Genomic DNA, 17,452 nt, shown 5'->3' with positions numbered 1-17,452 from the left:
CCAAACAAAATATTTCACAATTTTATTAAACCCCAATCCTTACTACGGATTACTGTTCATGTTTATCATCATGGCGGGTAGGTGTTATTATGAAAAAACAGTGCGCTGGTAACCCCTTCTGTGATGCTCTTGATCCGGAAACCCGGGCTTACCTCTGCGAACATTCCACCCTTATTGTCCAAATGCCTAAACAAATACAATCCACGGATCAGGGCAACCCCCACCTTGAACTGATCATTAAGGGAGTTCTTTTCACCTTTAATTTGCACGAAGATGGAACTCAAGAGTTCATTCATCTAATTAAAAAAGGAGATGTCCTGGGAACCCGCCAACTTTTTGAAAGCCTGAGAATCCCTGAATATAATATGATGACACTTACCGAAGTTCATAAATGCAGTATTCCCTTAAAAGTTGCGGAAACGCTTTATAAGGAAAACAGAGTGTTTGCCCAGGCTTTGATGGAAAACCTTCTCGACATGATGAATAACTTGACTCGTTGGGTAAGTATGCGCTCCAGAAACGGAACAGAAAAAGTCCAGAAGGTTTATGAATTGCTTCAGGATCTGGACACCGACATGACGATGATTACTCAAGAGGATCTCGCCCTTATCGCAGGAGTCAGCCGTATCACCGTTGCCAGAGCTATGAAAGAAATCTATAAAAAATGAGAGGTAATAATTCTCTGCGAATTATTACCTCTCATTTTTACATAGGTCAGTGCCAAGGGATGGCAGGCACAGGCAGATTTCATTGCCGGGAAGTTCTCAGGTTCAGCTTGCTCAAGCCAAGGTTCAAAAGCAGAGCACCCAGGGCCACGATTCCTAAAGAAAGCCCGATCTCAATAAGAGATGGAACATAAGGCCCAGTGCTTCCCCCATAGACCGGAGGTCCGGGCAAGTTGAGCAGCGGATTAAATAATTGGACTTGAAGGAGATTGGATTTAACCAGATATACAGCAATCAGGGCGATAATGGCACCGGCAGCTAAGCTGCCTCGTTTAGGGGCTTTTCCCGGCATTGCCAGTATTCCAATCGCTGCAAGCAAAGCACCCAGCTCTGCCCAGAATCCCACAGCCCCTTTTCCGGCAACCAGCCAGGAAAACGCTGCATGTTCTTCACCGCTTCCCGGATAAAGCCCTATAAGCACCTCTGTTGCTACGATAATGAGTTCTGCACATAACAGTGCCGCAACGACTTTCCCCATTTTTGCCAACAGGGTGGTGGGCATATGAATATACTCACTTCGATTTAAAAGACAGGCTAAAACGATCATGACCGCCAGAGCAGCCACCAAAGCCGCTATTAAAAAGGATAAGGGCTGAACAGGGGTGTTCCATAGAGGTCTTGCAACTTGGAAACAGAAAACAAAGGATGTTACCGTGACGAGAATTCCAGCAAGGAAAGCGAGCCATGCTATGGGCTTAAGGGCCTCTTCCGCTTTCTTCCCTGCTTTGACGAGGAGAAGCTGACGAGTGAAGATGACGGAAATTACCATGTAGGAAGCCAGCATGATAAAGTCCCAAAACATCGGGGAGGAAAGGTTCCCACTGGTGATAAAGAGCCAGGCTCTCTCCGGATTGCCGATATCGACGATGATGAACAAAGAAGCCGCCACAATACTGGCTACAGCTCCCAGGTAGGAAGCAATAGGGGTATAGGGTTTAAAAGCGTCCAGCTTAAAGAGATAGGGTACAGCAGCAAATAAAAGGCACCCTGCAGCTACTCCCGTAAAAATCATAAAGCCCACGATATAAAGCCCCCACATATTATGAGTGCCTAGGTTTGTCACTTGCAAACCTTTGCTCAGTTGCAGCCCCCAGCACACGACTCCAAGGACAGCGAAAGAGGCAAAGATAAGGTTCCACAGATTAAGCACACCTGATTTTTTCGTATTGGTTACAACAGCCATGGTTACACCTCCCTTAAGTTAAATAATAGACATGCGGCCTGGTGCCTTTTTCTTCGAGCAAGTGGAAGTAGGTACGGCCTTGGATCGCCTTGCTGACTTCGCTTTCCGGGTCATCAATATCGCCGAAATAACGGGCCCGTCCAATGCATAATTCCATACAGGCCGGTTTCTTCCCTTCCGCCAGTCGGTGAACACAGAAGGTACATTTGGATACGGTATTGTATTGGTGCGGAGTGATGTTGGCATCCCCTACGGCAAAATCCACATGGTATTCAGGTTTCTTCCAGTTGAATTGACGAACCCCGCTGTAGGGGCAAGCCACCATGCAGTAACGGCAACCGATGCATTTATCATAATCCTGGATGACGACTCCATCTTCTTCCCGTTGATAGGTGGCTCCCACAGGGCAGGCTTTCACACAGGCCGGATTAGCGCAGTGCTGACAATTGACCGGCAGATACTCCAAGGTATTGTTCGGGAAGGTCCCGGCAGCTGTATCCATAGCTTCCCCACCTACGGTGAGGATACGGTTCCACCAAATTTCATTGGGCAGATTGTTGGCCATTTTACATGCTACGGAGCAGGTGTGACAGCCTACGCAGCGTTTTAAATCGATTGCCATGGCATAACGCATCATTTTCTCCTCCTTTATAGCTTTTCAATGGCAACTAAGACATCAAAAAAGGCACTATTGGCACAGACTTTATTAACCACCCGCGAACTTAGATCAGCAAAATGCCCTTCTCTGAATTGGTGTTTTTCCCAACCCTTTGGTGCTGTAAGGACCCCTTGGGGCAATCCATCATTGATTGCCGCTTTCATGACGACATGGCCCCGGTCATTATAGATTTTAACTAGGTCATTGGTCTTAATGCCATATTGAGCGGCATCCTCCGAACTGATCTTCAGGATAGGTTCAGGATCAAGCTCCAGCAATGCCGGCACATCCCACCATTGGGTATGGGTGCGGAAACGGACATGATCGGAAATAATCGTAAAGGGATATTTTTTAGTCAAGGGGTTCTCATGCCATACTTCATTAGGTGGCTCCCAATAGGGCAGGCGTTCTTTTTCTATATCCCATTGTTGATCATAATTCATATTGGGGGCGGGATTTTCCACATAGAACTGGGCACGGCCCGTAGGTGTAGCAAACACACCATTTTCACCATTAATATAAAGGTCACCAGGCAGGCACTTAAGAATTCTCTTTTCCCTAAGAGCCTCCAGAGTGATCCCTAATCTCCTGGCTTCGTCGTTATCAAGCCATAAGTTCAGGTATTCCATCTCAGTCAGATTAAACTGCTCCCCATAACCCAGCTTTTGGGCGATGAGTTTATTGATTTCAAAATCCGCTTTGCATTCATAGAGAGGATCAATGGCCTTTTCCTGAAAAATCACATAGGGATGAGTGCTGTAATTGCAGAAAGCCTCCTCTTGCTCAAACCAATGGGATACCGGCAGCAAGATATCAGCATACTGGGCAGTTTCATTCATATTCATATCCGCTACGGCGATGAATTCCATTTTATTGAGCCAGTCCAAGGTATATTTTCTCTCTGCGCTATTGGCAACCACATTGGCATTGGTAATATAGATGCCTTTCACGTTAACATCCTTATTGCCATACTTATGCTCATTCATGACAGAGTCCATTTGCGTGGCTGACATGGTCAGGGATGGACCTGTGGCACCAGCGGGGAAAAGAGTGCCTGCCAGGTTCGTAAAATTAATTCCCAAGGTTTCGCCCATGCCACAGGCAGCTCCGGATTTACCCAAATTTCCTGTAATCATAGCAAGGGCGTAAATATCAAAGATGCTGTAGTGTCCGTTGACATAGTGATCAATACCAAAATACTGATAAATTGTCGAAGGCTTGTTGGTGGCGTAAATTTTGGTGATTTCTTCAATTTGGCTGACGGAAATATTGCAGATCTCCGCGGCTTTCTCGGGGGGATATTCCCCGATACGCTGAAGAAGCAAGGTATAGGCGGTATTGACTTTATGTCCGTTGATTTCAAAGGACCCTTCAATCACCGGATCAGTAATCTCTTGGGGAAGTCCCATCTTTCCCCCGGCACTGCGCACGACAATATCATCCCTTTGACCTTCAGCGAGGGGGCCTAAATCGCTAAGGCGCAAATAGTGACCATCAGCTTCTTTAACCAGGAAGGGGGCTACAGTAGAGGCCTTCAAAAAGGGAACATCAATCCAGTTTTCTCTTACTACGATATTCATCATCCCCAAAGCCAATGCTCCGTCTGTGCCAGGGCGCACCGGGACGAACTTATCCGCCTTGGAGGCAGTAATATTGTAGATCGGATCAATAACAATGAACGTTGTTCCGTTTTCCTTAGCTTCCATCAAAAAATGAGTACTTTGCTGCTGGGAAATGACCGGATTAGCACCCCAGCAGAGGATAGTTTTAGCATTCTTAAGGTCGGCCAGTTCATTAAGGGTGAAGTTCGGCCCCCACCCAAGGGCGTTACCCGCGCTATGACCATGAGCGGCATCGACCGTCATTGAGATATTGGATGCCCCCGTCACATTAAGCAATCGATTGGTAGTACACCCCATCCCTTGACCGCTCAAAACTCCGTAATTGCCTGAACCCCAGTAAATCGCAAAAGCTTCTTTGCCATACTCTCTTTGATATTCTTGCCACTTATCCGCTATCGTTGTTACGGCTTCGTCCCAACTGATACGCTCCCATTGACCGGCGCCGCGCTCGCCGATCCGCTTCATCGGGTATTTTAAGCGGTCTTTATGGTAGATTCTTTGCATATGGGTTAACCCCTTAACACAGATCCGGTTATAGTCTGGGTTGGGCATTTCCCTCATAGAAGTACGCACCACTTTGCCACCACGTACATGAATGTTTAAAAAACATCCCCCCGCACAGTTACCCCGACAAGCTCCACTGAAAACCTTTTCGTCAGAGCTGGCTATAATATCGCTCTTCTCAACTTCGGCTAAAGCGGTCATGGCAGGACTCCAAGGATTGGTTGTTGCAGCGCCTACCACCACCGCTGTGGCAGCAGATGCCTTCACAAAGGTTCGTCGCGATAGCTTTGCATTCAATAGGGAACTTTCCTTTGCTTCCATGTCTTTACCTCCTGTTTTTCTGCACCTGGGCTGCACTTGAACTTTTTATCACTTATGATTTGATTGTATCAGTCACTCTTGTCATGAATCGATATCAATTGATACAGGTTTAATATTCAATGCTGCAAAAATGTTGTATCATTTGATACTGTCCAAAAAAGAGTAGTTTGATATAATAAGCCATGATTCTAGTTATATGTTTCACATGACAAAGTAATTTATATGTCCCGGGGTAGGTGTATGTTCATGAAAGAGTGTGCCGGCAATCCTTTTTGCCGCTCCCTGAGACCAAAACTGCGTGAGGCACTCTGTGCCAAGGCTACACTCACTTATCAAAAAGCCAAGCAAACCCAAATGATCAACTCTGTCAATGCCAATTTTGAGATTATCGTTAAGGGGATCGAGTTTTCTTTTACTGTCTTGGAAGATGGCTCCCAAGAGGGGATTCAGCTGCTTAAAAGCGGGGATATTCTCGGGACACATCTTTTATTCGAACGTCTTCCTTTTCCGGTTACCCATCTGCTTGCTCTTACAGATGTAACCCGCTGTAATTTTCCCATCTATTTTATTGAAGATTTCTTTCACGACAATAGAGATTTTGCTCAGGCTCTTATGAAGAATCTCACTCTGGATCACGCCGCCAATCTATCGAATTGGGTGCATATGCATTCTAAAAATGGACCCGAGAAAGTTGCCTATGTCTATAAAAAACTGCAAAAGCTTGATGTGGACATGAATTCCATAACTCAAGAAGATCTGGCTTTAATTGCAGGAGTCAGCCGAATTACTGTTGCCCGGTCCATGAAAGATATCTACAGAAAGTGACTAAGGATCACCTCAAATAAACATGAATATAAAAAGAGAACCATGGTCTGGTTCTCAAAAAGAGGGAAAATAGAGAATGCCCTTTTTAAATAAGGCAGGATCAGGGCAAGCATTGCAATTTATTAGGTTACTTCAACAGTTCCATCTCTCCATTCTTGTCCTTGAACAAGTTGAAATCGAGGCCGTTCTATAAATACTATCATTTATATAAATTCAATTATTATATTGAATTTTTAGACAAAAAAAGACCTGCTCTTCAGCCTATTTGCAATCTGAAGAGCTAGCGCAAGTCTTTAACATTTCACAAGTACTGCAAAGCTCACTTTTATCACTAGCTATAAAACAATAAGTCCCTTCAATTTTCCAGCAAGGTTTGGATTCATTAATAGGTATGGTGCTGCTTCTCATCCCGCCACCTTTACAATTGCGGTTGTACCAGCAGGAATACATAGAAGTGATCTGCTTAACCCCAGCGATGTTCAATCCTTTTTCATTCATAAGATACTTAATAAATTTTAAACGCAAGAGGTCGTTATTGGAATATTTTCTTTGGTACTTATCCCGATTAGGGTGAATTAAACCATTTCTCTCCCATACTCTTAGAGTTTCAGGATGCTCCTCGATTAGCTCGGCTACAGTACCAATGCTGTAAAGGCCCTTTTCTTCATCCAGCAAAATTATCACCACCTTTGACGGCCTTAACATTTGATTGACGATGATTTTAGAGTATCAATATCTTTATCTATCTAGATTGTAAACCTTTTAGCTGAAAATCTCAATATTCTTATTTAAGTTTTCCCGAGCATTAATAATCACGCTTAATTATAATAACAATTGCGTAACTATTCAACCGCAAAAAGCAAACAAAAAAACCTTCGCTATCATATTTCGGATAGCGAAGGTCCTTTTAAAAGGGGTATCAGGTGATTTTGCTTATGACTTAGGGGCGTTTTCCTTGTCATGTAACACTTTCATGGTTTCTGTGTTGGTTTTGGGAGCCTCTACATCCCATTTAGGAGCTGCGACACCGGTTATAGACTCGGTAGCCTTATTGATAGCCTGATAAGCATAGTCCATGGAAGTATTCAGGGTTTCCATGATTAACTGAGGATTATGGAAGCCCATGGAGTTTTCTGCTCCAACCCAATCCACCAGGAATTGACCTTTACGCTGCAAGGCACGGGCTTCTTTAAGAGCATCTTGGTTTCCGCCTTTAGCGTCGGCTTCAGCAATGGCTTCAAGTGCTTCTACAGTGACATTTCCTACTTTAGCCATCATATCGGCAACTTTGTCCTGAGTATAGAATACTCTTTCTTTAAGCGCTTCCTCCCCTTCTCTATGGCAAGTCAGGCAGCTCTCATTCATATGCTTAAGAGGGCTGGTCCACCAGTGAGAGGAGATCTTTTCGCCGCCGTTCATAGTGTAAGGCATATGGCAGTCTGCACAGGATAAACCGGCTTCAGCGTGGGTACTGCCCATAAAGGTTTCATATTCAGGATGCTGAGCCTTGATTTCACGCACACCGGCTTTCGCATGTGTCCAGTCGGAGAAATCCTTTTCTTCATAATATTCCAGGACGTCAGTGGGGGTAAGGCCCTTATCCCAAGGGAAGGTGACAATTTTCTTATCGCCAGCGAAATAGTATTCAACATGGCATTGTGCACACACCATGGTGCGAAGTTCTTGAGTGGTCAACTTGTCCGGATCTTTGCCCAAGCGGGTGAGAGTATCCCGCAAGGGTGGCTGGGTAATGACCAAATTCATAGTCTGAGGATCATGACAATTGGCGCAAGTAATGCCTTCTGTCATTTTACCCTTCAGATCATGGAAATTAGCACCATAATAGGCATCGCCCATCTCTTCGACAACACCGGCTACATTAGCCGATTTGCAGGTCCAGCAAGATGCAATGCTTTTTTCATTAATTCGTTTGATTTTGGTGACATCTTCAATGGTGTAGTTATGGCCACGATCTTCATTGTATTCAATAGCAAATCCATAACCGGCGAAAATCTCTTTCAAAAAGGGCCACTGGGTCAGCTTATCAAATTCTTCGGAACCGCCATATTTGCTGCCTTCATTGGACATTTCTGCAGTTTTCATGAATGTATCGTATTGTTTAGGATAATACTTGGCGTACTCGTCGACAGATAAGGTTCCAGGAGCGATTTCAGCCCGAAAAGCAACGGGCTGCGAGGTTTTCGATGAGCAGCCAACGGCAACTATGCTGATGATCATTGCAGCCAGCAATCCTATGAGTATTTTACCTTTTCTCACAATCTTACCTTCCTTTCTTTCTATCGATAGTTGCTATGAGGGGTATAGCGGTGACAATCAAAACATCGTCGGCTGGAATCCATATTGACATTCCTTACCACGTCCTCATGGCATCTTAAGCAGTTATCCTGCACCAGCTCCGTACTCCCATCTTTAATGCGAATACTGTCGGGCAGATCACTGAAGGTATTGTGGTAAAGGTGTTGAACCCCTGCCGTAATCTTGGTATAGCTCTTGGTTACATAATTGGTTTGATCCGTATGACAATCGTTACAACCGGCTATTTCCCGGTGGGATGAATGGCTCCAAGTTCCATAAACAGGTTCCATAACATGACAAGAGACACAATAACTTGAATCTTTTGTTAAGGCATGCACTCCTTGTACTCCAATAATAAGTATGGCGAACAATCCTATAAAAAGGCCTACGATGAGATACAGTTTAGGGATTTTTTTCCTTTTTCCGCCTGGGACACCGGTTTTTTCTTGCTCAACTCCGCTATTCATATCTTACCTCCTTTCCCAAATCTCCCATGGTGTCCTATTTCGCCTGGACCTATTCATTAAAATTATAAGAAATATAAGCTTGTAAACCAATTAACAAATTCATCACAATTTATTAACATATTCTTAACAACTGGAATCACTCCTAAATTTTGCGTTTATTCCCGAAATAAGATCAATTTACGACTTAAGTTATGGCACGGTAACTGAAAAACACAACAATCCGAACCCTGGTCAGGTCAGATTGTTGTGTTTAGAGGTCATTTTTTATTTCTGATTGGCTCATAAATCCTATTCGATTTTAACACTTGGTTCATCATGAATCCGTTCACTGTTTTCTTTATATATTATCGCACAGATAAAGGAAGTGAGGGGCATGGCAAACAAGATCCCAAAGCTGCCTACCAGCGCCTGCAGAATTTCTACAACAATCATTTCCCGGTTCAGTAGATATATTAAAGATGTACTGTACGCGCTGAGCAGCAACACAATAGAAAGAGAACTTCCTATGTAGGCAAGAATAAGGGTATTGGCCATCGTTCCCATGACGTCCCGTCCGATATTCATTCCCGATCTGAATAAAGTATTGAAAGAAGTAGCTCCTGACTTTTCTTTCACTTCCCAAAGAGATGATGATATTGACATTGAAACGTCCATTATTGCACCTAAAGCACCGATGAGGATTGCCGCAAAAATAATGGCCTTTAAATCTATGGGCGTCCCGGTTGATATATAGGTCAAATAAATGGATTCCTCATCTACATATCCTGTTAACTCAAGAACCCTATTGACAATAATGGTTAATATTCCGGATACAAGGATTCCGCCAAAGCAGCCCAGAATGGCTGTGAGGGTTTTTTTGTTAAACCCATTGATAATCAGATAGGTGGCAACAATCGTATACAAGCAGATCACTATGGCTGATAAATAAATATTCTTCCCGGAAAGAATGGCTGGAATGAACACCATAAAAATGGCGGCACAGGTAAAAACAAGGGAAAGTATGGTGTTCAGCCCTTTGATACCGCCGAACACTAACAACGCGAGGATAAAAAGAAGGCCGAAGATGAGAAGTTTATCCGTTCTGACAAATTCCATGAACTGCCATTCCATTTCTGGCTGACCTTCATAAGCGACAAGCAAAACCTTGTCGCCCTGCTCAACTTCCGGTGTGCCTATATTAAGCATGCCGTCGATGATCTGAGTCCCCGTTACCCTTTCCCCTTTTTCTTCGCCATCGAGCAGGGTTGCTTCAAAGGTCACCTGAACATTTTTAACCATGGTGGTATCACCGGCAAGGCTGTAATCGTCTGAGATTCTGTCCGTAATCGCTTCAATCTTTGCCTTGACAACCGTCTCACCGAAATCGTCACCGTTGAAAACGGTTAACCCTTTAGTCGCAACACTGTTCCCGATAAAAAGAAATAATACAGAAAAGATAATCGTCGCTATGTAAATCAGCAGCTCTAATTTGCTTTTCTTTTGTAAAACTCTCCCTTTTCGTACTTCTCTTCTATCCATGATACACCTCAATTTCTTGTGAATAAGTTGGAATTCTTTTCTCTTCTTTACAGTTTAAGTTTACCCGTTCTTGGCCAAACTGTCTATTTTAATGAATTTTCTTAATAACGCCGTGCCCATATCTAAAATGATACTTTTGATCCTACAGGCAAGAACAGGGTATTCCGTCTGAAACGACGGGATACCCTGTTCTTCTGATACATAGACCAATCCTGTAACCAGTCAATTTACTGATTCGACTTACTCTGTTCTATCAATACTTTGCAGACCTGATTTCATAGCCAACTGTCTGAGCAATGGATTATACATAGCCGGGGATTTTAAATTTTTAAGAAGTAGATTTAATTTGATACCCTTTACCTTAAGTTTATATCTATCCAGAAATCCATCGATTCCCTCTTCAAGACTCTGAGCTAAATATGCAGAGCTCTTTAATGCGTAGCTGATTCCTTCTGCAGAGCTGGGGCTAATCCCACCTGCCGCTTCTCCCACCAGGGCTATGCTATCCCTGCCTGCATAAAACTGTGATACCTTTTTCGGCCTATAGAGATATGCGCCCTCTGTCCTTATTTTGTTATCAAAATTAAAGCCCCGCTGGGTTAGTTTTGTTTTTAACAGTTCATACTTTTCCCTGGCCTTCTCCTTAGGTTTAAGAGCCGAACCTAATAACAGATAATTCTCCTTTGGTATGATCCAAGAGTAAAAATCACTTATTTCTTCATCAAAAATTGCTGTAAAATAGGGGACATGATGGGGACATTCATACCATTCCTGAATTGCAATATACTTTTCAGGACTATTGATATCTTGATTAAGAAACCTTCTTAACTTTGAAAAAGCCCCATCAGCACCAATAATAGCTTTTGTCTTGGCCGATATTTCTTGTCCGTTATGAATATACCTAATTTCATATCCGCCCGGTATTTCAACAAAGCCTTTAAAAACCGAATTAAACTTTTTATCAACTTTTTTCGGGAGTATAGAAACCAACCATCTATCAAATTTCTCCCTATCCATATTCAGATAGAATCTCTGATAGAGCCTCTCCAGATTATTTGTTAAATCAATGGTTCTTACAGCAAAAAGCTGCGGATTAACCAGAATATCTTTAGGTATTCCTAAGCCCAGCTTTGCAATCATTTTCTGGGCATCAGGGGCTAATAATCCTCCGCAGCATTTTCCGGCAAGATTGTGGGGATTCTCATTGGCCAAGTCCCGTTTATCTATTAATAAAACCTTATATTTGTCACCAATTAATCGCGCAAGACTAGAGCCTGCCGGGCCCGCCCCTATAATAAGAACATCATACATTGCGTCTACCTCATAAATTTTAATAATGAAATCTTAAACCAACCTTCAGCAGATAAGTTAACTATCCTTTCTATATTCCAGAATATCACCCGGTTGACATTCCAAGGCTTTACATATTGCTTCCAAAGTTGAAAACCTTATGGCTTTTGCCTTGCCATTTTTCAATATAGAAAGATTCGCCATGGTTATACCAACCTTCTCTGTAAGCTCTGTTACACTCATTTTTCTTTTCGCCAACATGACATCAATATTGATTACAATCGCCATATTATTCACCTCAGACAGTTAAATCATTTTCGGATTTTATGTCTATAGCTTCTTTTAAAAGCCTTTGCAGAACGGCGGCAAAGACTGCAATCACAGAAGCGCCGAAAATAATGATGCAGGGGAATGCTGCCAGGCCCGGGGCGTCGTCTGCTTCAGCTATGGGTATCAGGAGAGGTAGGATTCCAGCATAGATAATACTGATGGTGATGGCACAGTTCTTTATATTTTTTAAAGCAGATACGGATAATTCCGAGAACGCTTTGTTCTGATCAATATAGCTTAAAAGTTTTAAAGCCTGATACAGAGCAAAGAAGAACGCTGCCGCCGCCCCATACACACCGATTAAAACAAGATTGGGCAAATAACCTGCAAATGAAGGCAACCAGAATATACACAGAGCCAGAACCGGAATTCCAATAAGGAGCACAGCTATCTTTAAAAAAAGTGTTGTTCCTTTCATACTATAAGCACCTCATAAGTTTAGTTCCAGCTTTAATCTAACACAGCATTTATCGTTTTGCAATAAATTTATATTGCATCTCAAGATATGAAATAAGGCATTGGCACTTAATTCCCTTAATTAAAAATCAAGTGCCAATACCTTATAAAAAGATGACGTTTTGTGTCTGGAATCATCCCGGCAAATCAATTGACCTTAAGTGTCGTAATCGGCCGGCTTTGCAGCAGGTGAAATTCCCCTAAGCCATAGCTCCACTCGATATCCTGAGGCACTCCATTGAAATGCTCCTCTATGCCAAGGCATAAACGAACCAACTCCCGAACCTGTTGGGAAGTTAAGCACCCTCGGGCAGGGTACTGCGTACGCATGAAGGGCAAAGAAGATTGTTCCCTTCTGGGAGCAGGAGTGAATTGAAGAACCGCGCCGTCAGGACGTCTGGCCAGCCATTGATCAGGAACTATTTCTCCCTGAACCAACGCCTCACCAACGCCGTAGGTGGCATTAATAAGCAGCTCACAGGGATCATTCGAAAGAGGATTAACTGTAAAGACCACTCCCGAAACTTCATGTGGCGCCATTTCCTGAATGATCACCGCCAGAGCAACTTCACTCTCTCCAAATCCTTTTAGTGAACGATACTGCACAGCCCGGGGAGTCCAAAGTGAAGCCCAGCACTTCTTTATCGCCTTAAGAACTTCACTTTCCCCCTGGATGTTAAGATAGGTTTCTTGTTGCCCTGCAAAACTTGCACCAGGAAGATCTTCAGCTGTAGCAGAGGAACGGACGGCGACCTCAGGACTCCCCATCCCCCGATAAGTTTCCAGAACTTCTTCCGCGACCTCATTGGGTAGGTCAGTGTTCTCTATTTCCACCCGAATTTTAGATGTTGCCTCTTGTAACGTGTGTAAGTCAGTGACCTTAATTTGCGGTAAAGAGATATTCTTGACACAGCGACGGTATCCCTCAACAGTCAAGACAAAACCCTGGGGTACTTTCATCCCAGCCACCACTAGTTCACCCAGGTTAGCTCCTTTGCCGCCGGCTAAGGCTAGGTCTTCTTTTTTTAATTCTTGAAGCAGCCGCACATATCTCATCTCATTATTCTCCGTTTAGTTCCGTTTAGTTATATCACTTTATCTATTAATCCAGGACTTGAATCACTCCGGCCGCTCCGTCCACACGAACCCGTTGTCCATTATGCAGCAGCTTCGTTCCGTTAATCGTTCCCACCACGGAAGGGAGTCTGTATTCCCGGGAAACGATGGCCGCATGGGACAATGCGCCCCCAGAGTCGGTGATTAACGCTGCCACATACGGAAATAATACCGTCCACGTCGGCGTGGTAAGCGGGCAGACTAAAACCTCACCTTCTTGAACCAAGTGGAACTCTTCAGCCGTATGGATAATCCGCACCGGTCCTTCGGCAACACCCGGAGAACCCGGGGTGCCAAATAACTCCCCCTCGGCAGACAGTTCCAGCGGCACTTCTTTTTGTACCTCAATGAGGGAATATTGTTTCAGAAAAATCTTCATCCCCTCCGCCGCAATAGGCGGAAATACATGCAAAGGGGGGACCATGGGCGCTTTGCCAATGGTTTGAGGCGGCATTAGGGAGTAATTTCGGCTATGCTCAGCTTTCCGCTTGGCCACCAATCCCTTTAAATCAGGATGGAGGCTATTTTCTCTTAGCGCCGAGAGTAATTCCTCACGGTATAGAAATAAAGTGTCCTCAGAGCCATCCAGAATACCTTTCTGAACCAATCTTTTGCCAGCCTCAAGAGCGGCATAACGGGTATGACAAAGGGGAACAGTCATCAATAAATAGTCATGGATTTCACTCAGCGGTTGAACTTGCTCTGCTAATTCAAGCCAGGTGCCGAACTCCTCCCTCTCTCGTCCGGCTAAAGTGCTGCGGAGTTCATTGACCCGCCCCAGCCGGTATGCCTGGAAATCAGAGTCTTCAGTGGTTGGGTAATCTGCGCCCATTAAGGACTTGATAATCCCCACCACCATCTCCGGCATTTCCCGCCAAGTGGGTCCAAATTCAAAGCCGTCGGCAGGCCGATCCCCTTCCGCTTCTATGAATCCCTCGAGTTCTTCCCCAAACCAAGTATTGGCCAGCTGCTCAAGCGCTTTTTCACTTGGCAGAGACAAGCTATCCTTAATCGCGGGGTCTGCAGCAGCACGCCGTGCCAAGGTCAAGAGGCGATTCATTGTATTAAAGACCGCAGGATCGTTCATCTGAACTAATTCGTAGGCTTCAAATTCCGTCAGATTGAACAATCTTTTACACACTTCCAGCCAGCGTTCACGGATATACATACCGACCATAACGACTTTATTATGTGGATTCCACGCCCAGCATAAATAGTCATAGCATCGCTCAAGCTGGTTGGCCAGCTCTTCCAGGCCGGCCTTGGCACGATCAAAGTTCCGAATCGGCTTGAGACGCTCCTGAGCTTCTGGTTCCCATACGTCCTGCCAGGCACGAACGTGATTCTCAAACCCTTTTTCCCTGAGAAACTTTTCAAAACCCAAGACCCGGCTGCGGAGCAGCGGATTAATCCGCCACAAATGAAAGAGAAAAGGAAACCGCTCCATAACAGGCGGAGGATCTCCCCCAATGGATACAATACGCTGAAAGACATAGCCATGGAGAACAAGATATTCATATTTAAGGGATGGGATGGAAAATTCCTCAAAAGCGTGAACTGAGCCAATCTCCACTGGATTAAGCCCATAAGAAACAAAAAGCGGGTGTACCGGTCTCGGCCAATGAATACTATCCCGCATCCAGAATCCCTTAGCTTCCCAAAGGGGCATATCTTCTACCTCCCCACATTTCAATAGGATGTCTTCTGTTTTACTATCGCACCCGATAAGTAGGTGTTAACAGCGGCTAGAAGAATGGATAAGAGATCGCCCTGCTTGCCATAATGGTACCATCTCACCATGTGAACCATATATAATCCATCGATATCATGGGCAAGCTCTTGTGCCAGTCGCTCCCTGGTTACCACGCCAGCCATCTGGCCACGTTCAAAAGCCTCTGTGATCAGCCTTCTGAAGAGAGTCCCGTTAGCATGTTCCGGCGTTGACCCGCGCTTCATTTTTTCAATTAAAATAACCAGAAAAAGCTCAGGTTTTCTCAGCGTCCACTCGACAGCAATCGTTATGATAGTCTGAATTTGATTCTCTGTCCCTAAAGTCGTGGCAAAAAAATCGTCAACTTGCTCTGTTGTCAATCCTTCTGTTTCGTAAAATATCTCCAGCGCCAAATCTTCTTTCGTCTGAAAATAATTATAGAAGGTTCCTCTGGCTACACCGGCCGCGGCAGTGATCTCTTCGACTGTTGTTTCCGTAAACCCCTTGTTTCCGAAAAGCTCTTCACCGGCCCGTATAAGGGCGGATTTAACTTCTGCTTTTTGTTTTTCCCTTAACTTCACTATTCCTTTTTCACCTCCATCAAAAAGAAATTGCTGAGAATTATGGACATCGTCATTTTTATAGACACTGTACACAAAATGGCTAAGTTCATTATATTTTAAAATAATTCTCCTGTCAAACCTTAAAAAAGTATCCCCATTTGGATAACGGTGTTTGTCAACATAGTTGTCGCTAAACCCCAAGATTCACATATAAGTTAAGGGAATTTCTTCTCCTTAATATTTTCAGGTTTAATACTCTCTGGATTGAGCCATACCTCTTGCTTCAAACTCCAATTGCGAACATCACGCGACCAGCGCTCCGGATGGGCCGCCTTAGCTGCTTCATAGAGTTTATGTCGCCTTTCGAGAATAGTTTGGTCCATTCCAGTGTGTCGTTGATGCGGTGTTAAGAACTTCAGACCACTATGTCTATGTTCGAGGTTATACCACCGCACAAAATCGAATACCCATGTTCTTGCCTGGGTCAAATCAGCAAATCCTGCTGAAGGATAATTCGGCCGATACTTGCAGGTTTTGAAAATAGATTCTGCGTAGGGATTATCATTACTCACCCGAGGACGGCTCCTTGAGGGAGTGATCCCAAGTTGATACAAGGTCTCTAATAGGGAGGCTCCTTTCATTGGACTCCCATTGTCAGAATGGAGAATAAGCGGCTTTAACGGCACGGAACGTTGCTCTGACAAGGCGGCACGCCGCACCAATTGACTCGCGTTTTCAGCGGATTCTTCCACCCAGATATCCCACGCAACGATTTTGCGGCTAAACAAATCCAGAATTAAATAAAGATAGAAGTAAATGCCTCTAGCAGGACCGGGTAACCATGTTATATCCCACATCCAGACCTGATTTGGTCCAGTAGCACAATGAGTTGAAATAGGTTTACTAATGGGAGCTTTACTACGACCCCGATGATGCTGGAGATTATGATGCCTTAAGGTGCGGTAGAATGTCGATTCGGATGCTATGTAGATTCCTTGATCTGCGAGCATTGGAACAATCTGACTGGGTGGAAGACTCTGATATTCCGGTTGATTCACAACAGAGACAATTTCTCGGGTTTCTTCTTGAGTTAGCTTATTCCGCGGAGAAGGCCGCTTGACAAAAGGTCGTTGATCCTCTAGAGGAGTTGTTTCACTTCTCCAACGTTGTAAAGTGCGTCGACTTATCCCCAATTCATTGCAAGCCATCGTTTCTCTGGCACCGGCCTGAGTGGCTTCTTTAATCAGCATGATGGCCTTTTTGCGATCCGAGGCGCTGATCAAGCGTCCTCGCTGTCCCCCCAAATCGCATTTGCCTTTTTTCTTAGAACTAACAAGGCTGCAGTCTCCGCAAGAGCTGATTCCTTACGACGAAGCTCCTGCTCCAATTTCTTAATCTCTCGTTCTCTCTCTCGCAGATCTTTCTGAAGACGTGACGCTTCTTGGGCAACTCCTCCATTGGCCTGCATACAGGCATCACGCCAAGCTTGAACCTGTTCAACATATAGCCCTTTGCCCCGGCAGTACTCAGCCATTTCCACTTCACTAAGGAGAGCAGTCTCCATGACAATCAGGAACTTATCTTGAGTGCTCCAACGCTCAACTTCCTGTTCCCCGCCGGGAACAGCCATACCCTTGGCTCTAGCTTGTCTTCTCCACACATGCAGGGTGGCTTCTGATAAACCAGTTTCCCTTGCAATTGCACTGACGGATTGATTCTGTGGTGGCATCATCTTTAACATAATTGAATGCTTAAATTCATCGCTATACTTTGCCATTGTTCTCCTCCTCCGAGTTCTCTTAACTCACTATACTTCTCTCGGAGGCCTATGACAACTATGCTAACAT

Annotated in this window: 15 protein-coding genes and 1 pseudogene; 2 read left to right on the top strand and 14 right to left on the bottom strand. The window is 44.4% G+C overall.

The genetic code is table 11. From position 1 onward, the window contains the following. The first annotated feature begins 89 nt into the window (after nt 1–89). Nucleotides 90–668 carry a Crp/Fnr family transcriptional regulator gene (locus DESLBE_RS21765; protein WP_011460820.1) on the top strand — a complete coding sequence of 193 codons (579 nt, stop codon included), beginning with the start codon at nt 90–92 and terminating at the stop codon, nt 666–668. A 79-nt stretch (nt 669–747) separates the two neighbouring features. Here the strand turns inward: DESLBE_RS21765 and nrfD are convergent, their stop codons facing one another. From nrfD to DESLBE_RS21750, 3 genes are read right to left on the bottom strand one after another with little or no spacing between them, the layout of a single operon-like run. Beyond that, on the bottom strand, nt 748–1,908 hold the full coding sequence (gene nrfD, locus DESLBE_RS21760) for an NrfD/PsrC family molybdoenzyme membrane anchor subunit (protein ID WP_144678189.1): 1,161 nt from the start codon (nt 1,906–1,908) through the stop codon (nt 748–750). 13 nt (nt 1,909–1,921) lie between these two features. Beyond that, the gene (locus DESLBE_RS21755; protein ID WP_144678704.1) at nt 1,922–2,542 is read right to left on the bottom strand and encodes a 4Fe-4S dicluster domain-containing protein; all 621 of its coding nucleotides are present in this window, start codon (nt 2,540–2,542) and stop codon (nt 1,922–1,924) included. A gap of 14 nt (nt 2,543–2,556) precedes the next feature. Continuing rightward, nucleotides 2,557–5,013: a molybdopterin-dependent oxidoreductase gene (locus DESLBE_RS21750; RefSeq protein ID WP_144678188.1), complete on the bottom strand. Its 2,457-nt coding sequence runs from the start codon at nt 5,011–5,013 to the stop codon at nt 2,557–2,559. 246 nt (nt 5,014–5,259) lie between these two features. Here DESLBE_RS21750 and DESLBE_RS21745 point away from each other — a divergent pair, with 246 nt between their 5' ends. Beyond that, complete coding sequence (locus tag DESLBE_RS21745) at nt 5,260–5,838, top strand: Crp/Fnr family transcriptional regulator (RefSeq protein ID WP_015945119.1); 579 nt, start codon at nt 5,260–5,262, stop codon at nt 5,836–5,838. Nucleotides 5,839–6,099: 261 nt separating this feature from the next. Here DESLBE_RS21745 and DESLBE_RS21735 read toward each other — a convergent pair whose 3' ends face one another. The 11 genes and pseudogenes from DESLBE_RS21735 to DESLBE_RS21685 all read right to left on the bottom strand — a co-directional run bounded on the left by DESLBE_RS21735 (nt 6,100) and on the right by DESLBE_RS21685 (nt 17,382). Continuing rightward, on the bottom strand, nt 6,100–6,543 hold the full coding sequence (locus tag DESLBE_RS21735) for a MerR family transcriptional regulator (RefSeq protein WP_005816355.1): 444 nt from the start codon (nt 6,541–6,543) through the stop codon (nt 6,100–6,102). Between the two features lie 228 nt (nt 6,544–6,771). Next, nucleotides 6,772–8,115, bottom strand: coding sequence for an ammonia-forming cytochrome c nitrite reductase subunit c552 (locus tag DESLBE_RS21730; RefSeq protein WP_011460825.1), 1,344 nt, complete (start codon nt 8,113–8,115; stop codon nt 6,772–6,774). Between the two features lie 20 nt (nt 8,116–8,135). Beyond that, the gene (gene nrfH, locus DESLBE_RS21725) at nt 8,136–8,621 is read right to left on the bottom strand and encodes a cytochrome c nitrite reductase small subunit (RefSeq protein WP_058491221.1); all 486 of its coding nucleotides are present in this window, start codon (nt 8,619–8,621) and stop codon (nt 8,136–8,138) included. Nucleotides 8,622–8,909: 288 nt separating this feature from the next. After that, nucleotides 8,910–10,139, bottom strand: coding sequence for a YibE/F family protein (locus DESLBE_RS21720; RefSeq protein WP_058491222.1), 1,230 nt, complete (start codon nt 10,137–10,139; stop codon nt 8,910–8,912). Between the two features lie 240 nt (nt 10,140–10,379). Then, on the bottom strand, nt 10,380–11,450 hold the full coding sequence (locus DESLBE_RS21715) for an FAD-binding protein (RefSeq protein ID WP_018305763.1): 1,071 nt from the start codon (nt 11,448–11,450) through the stop codon (nt 10,380–10,382). Nucleotides 11,451–11,507: 57 nt separating this feature from the next. Continuing rightward, the gene (locus tag DESLBE_RS21710) at nt 11,508–11,717 is read right to left on the bottom strand and encodes a helix-turn-helix transcriptional regulator (protein WP_005816366.1); all 210 of its coding nucleotides are present in this window, start codon (nt 11,715–11,717) and stop codon (nt 11,508–11,510) included. A gap of 10 nt (nt 11,718–11,727) precedes the next feature. Beyond that, entirely contained in the window at nt 11,728–12,177 is a 450-nt protein-coding gene (locus DESLBE_RS21705) for a DUF2975 domain-containing protein (protein WP_144678187.1), read from the bottom strand. 185 nt (nt 12,178–12,362) lie between these two features. Further along, entirely contained in the window at nt 12,363–13,271 is a 909-nt protein-coding gene (locus tag DESLBE_RS21700) for a PEP/pyruvate-binding domain-containing protein (RefSeq protein WP_058491225.1), read from the bottom strand. A gap of 46 nt (nt 13,272–13,317) precedes the next feature. Continuing rightward, the gene (locus tag DESLBE_RS21695; RefSeq protein ID WP_058491226.1) at nt 13,318–15,000 is read right to left on the bottom strand and encodes a PEP-utilizing enzyme; all 1,683 of its coding nucleotides are present in this window, start codon (nt 14,998–15,000) and stop codon (nt 13,318–13,320) included. Between the two features lie 20 nt (nt 15,001–15,020). After that, on the bottom strand, nt 15,021–15,623 hold the full coding sequence (locus tag DESLBE_RS21690) for a TetR/AcrR family transcriptional regulator (protein ID WP_058491283.1): 603 nt from the start codon (nt 15,621–15,623) through the stop codon (nt 15,021–15,023). Between the two features lie 197 nt (nt 15,624–15,820). Then, nucleotides 15,821–17,382 (bottom strand): annotated as a pseudogene (locus DESLBE_RS21685) (IS3 family transposase). Between the last annotated feature and the right edge of the window lie 70 nt (nt 17,383–17,452).

It is taken from the genome of Desulfitobacterium sp. LBE (assembly GCF_007830365.1).
In the GTDB taxonomy this organism is placed as follows: domain Bacteria; phylum Bacillota; class Desulfitobacteriia; order Desulfitobacteriales; family Desulfitobacteriaceae; genus Desulfitobacterium; species Desulfitobacterium hafniense.
This window is presented reverse-complemented; position numbering and strand designations above follow the sequence as displayed.

Bases quoted from the DNA above. Each gene is read 5' to 3' on its own strand.
- DESLBE_RS21765 (WP_011460820.1), top strand. From the start codon at position 90: ATGAAAAAACAGTGCGCTGGTAACCCCTTCTGTGATGCTCTTGATCCG.
- nrfD (WP_144678189.1), bottom strand. From the start codon at position 1,908: ATGGCTGTTGTAACCAATACGAAAAAATCAGGTGTGCTTAATCTGTGG.
- DESLBE_RS21755 (WP_144678704.1), bottom strand. From the start codon at position 2,542: ATGCGTTATGCCATGGCAATCGATTTAAAACGCTGCGTAGGCTGTCAC.
- DESLBE_RS21750 (WP_144678188.1), bottom strand. From the start codon at position 5,013: ATGGAAGCAAAGGAAAGTTCCCTATTGAATGCAAAGCTATCGCGACGA.
- DESLBE_RS21745 (WP_015945119.1), top strand. From the start codon at position 5,260: ATGAAAGAGTGTGCCGGCAATCCTTTTTGCCGCTCCCTGAGACCAAAA.
- DESLBE_RS21735 (WP_005816355.1), bottom strand. From the start codon at position 6,543: ATGTTAAGGCCGTCAAAGGTGGTGATAATTTTGCTGGATGAAGAAAAG.
- nrfH (WP_058491221.1), bottom strand. From the start codon at position 8,621: ATGAATAGCGGAGTTGAGCAAGAAAAAACCGGTGTCCCAGGCGGAAAA.
- DESLBE_RS21720 (WP_058491222.1), bottom strand. From the start codon at position 10,139: ATGGATAGAAGAGAAGTACGAAAAGGGAGAGTTTTACAAAAGAAAAGC.
- DESLBE_RS21715 (WP_018305763.1), bottom strand. From the start codon at position 11,450: ATGTATGATGTTCTTATTATAGGGGCGGGCCCGGCAGGCTCTAGTCTT.
- DESLBE_RS21710 (WP_005816366.1), bottom strand. From the start codon at position 11,717: ATGGCGATTGTAATCAATATTGATGTCATGTTGGCGAAAAGAAAAATG.
- DESLBE_RS21705 (WP_144678187.1), bottom strand. From the start codon at position 12,177: ATGAAAGGAACAACACTTTTTTTAAAGATAGCTGTGCTCCTTATTGGA.
- DESLBE_RS21700 (WP_058491225.1), bottom strand. From the start codon at position 13,271: ATGAGATATGTGCGGCTGCTTCAAGAATTAAAAAAAGAAGACCTAGCC.
- DESLBE_RS21695 (WP_058491226.1), bottom strand. From the start codon at position 15,000: ATGCCCCTTTGGGAAGCTAAGGGATTCTGGATGCGGGATAGTATTCAT.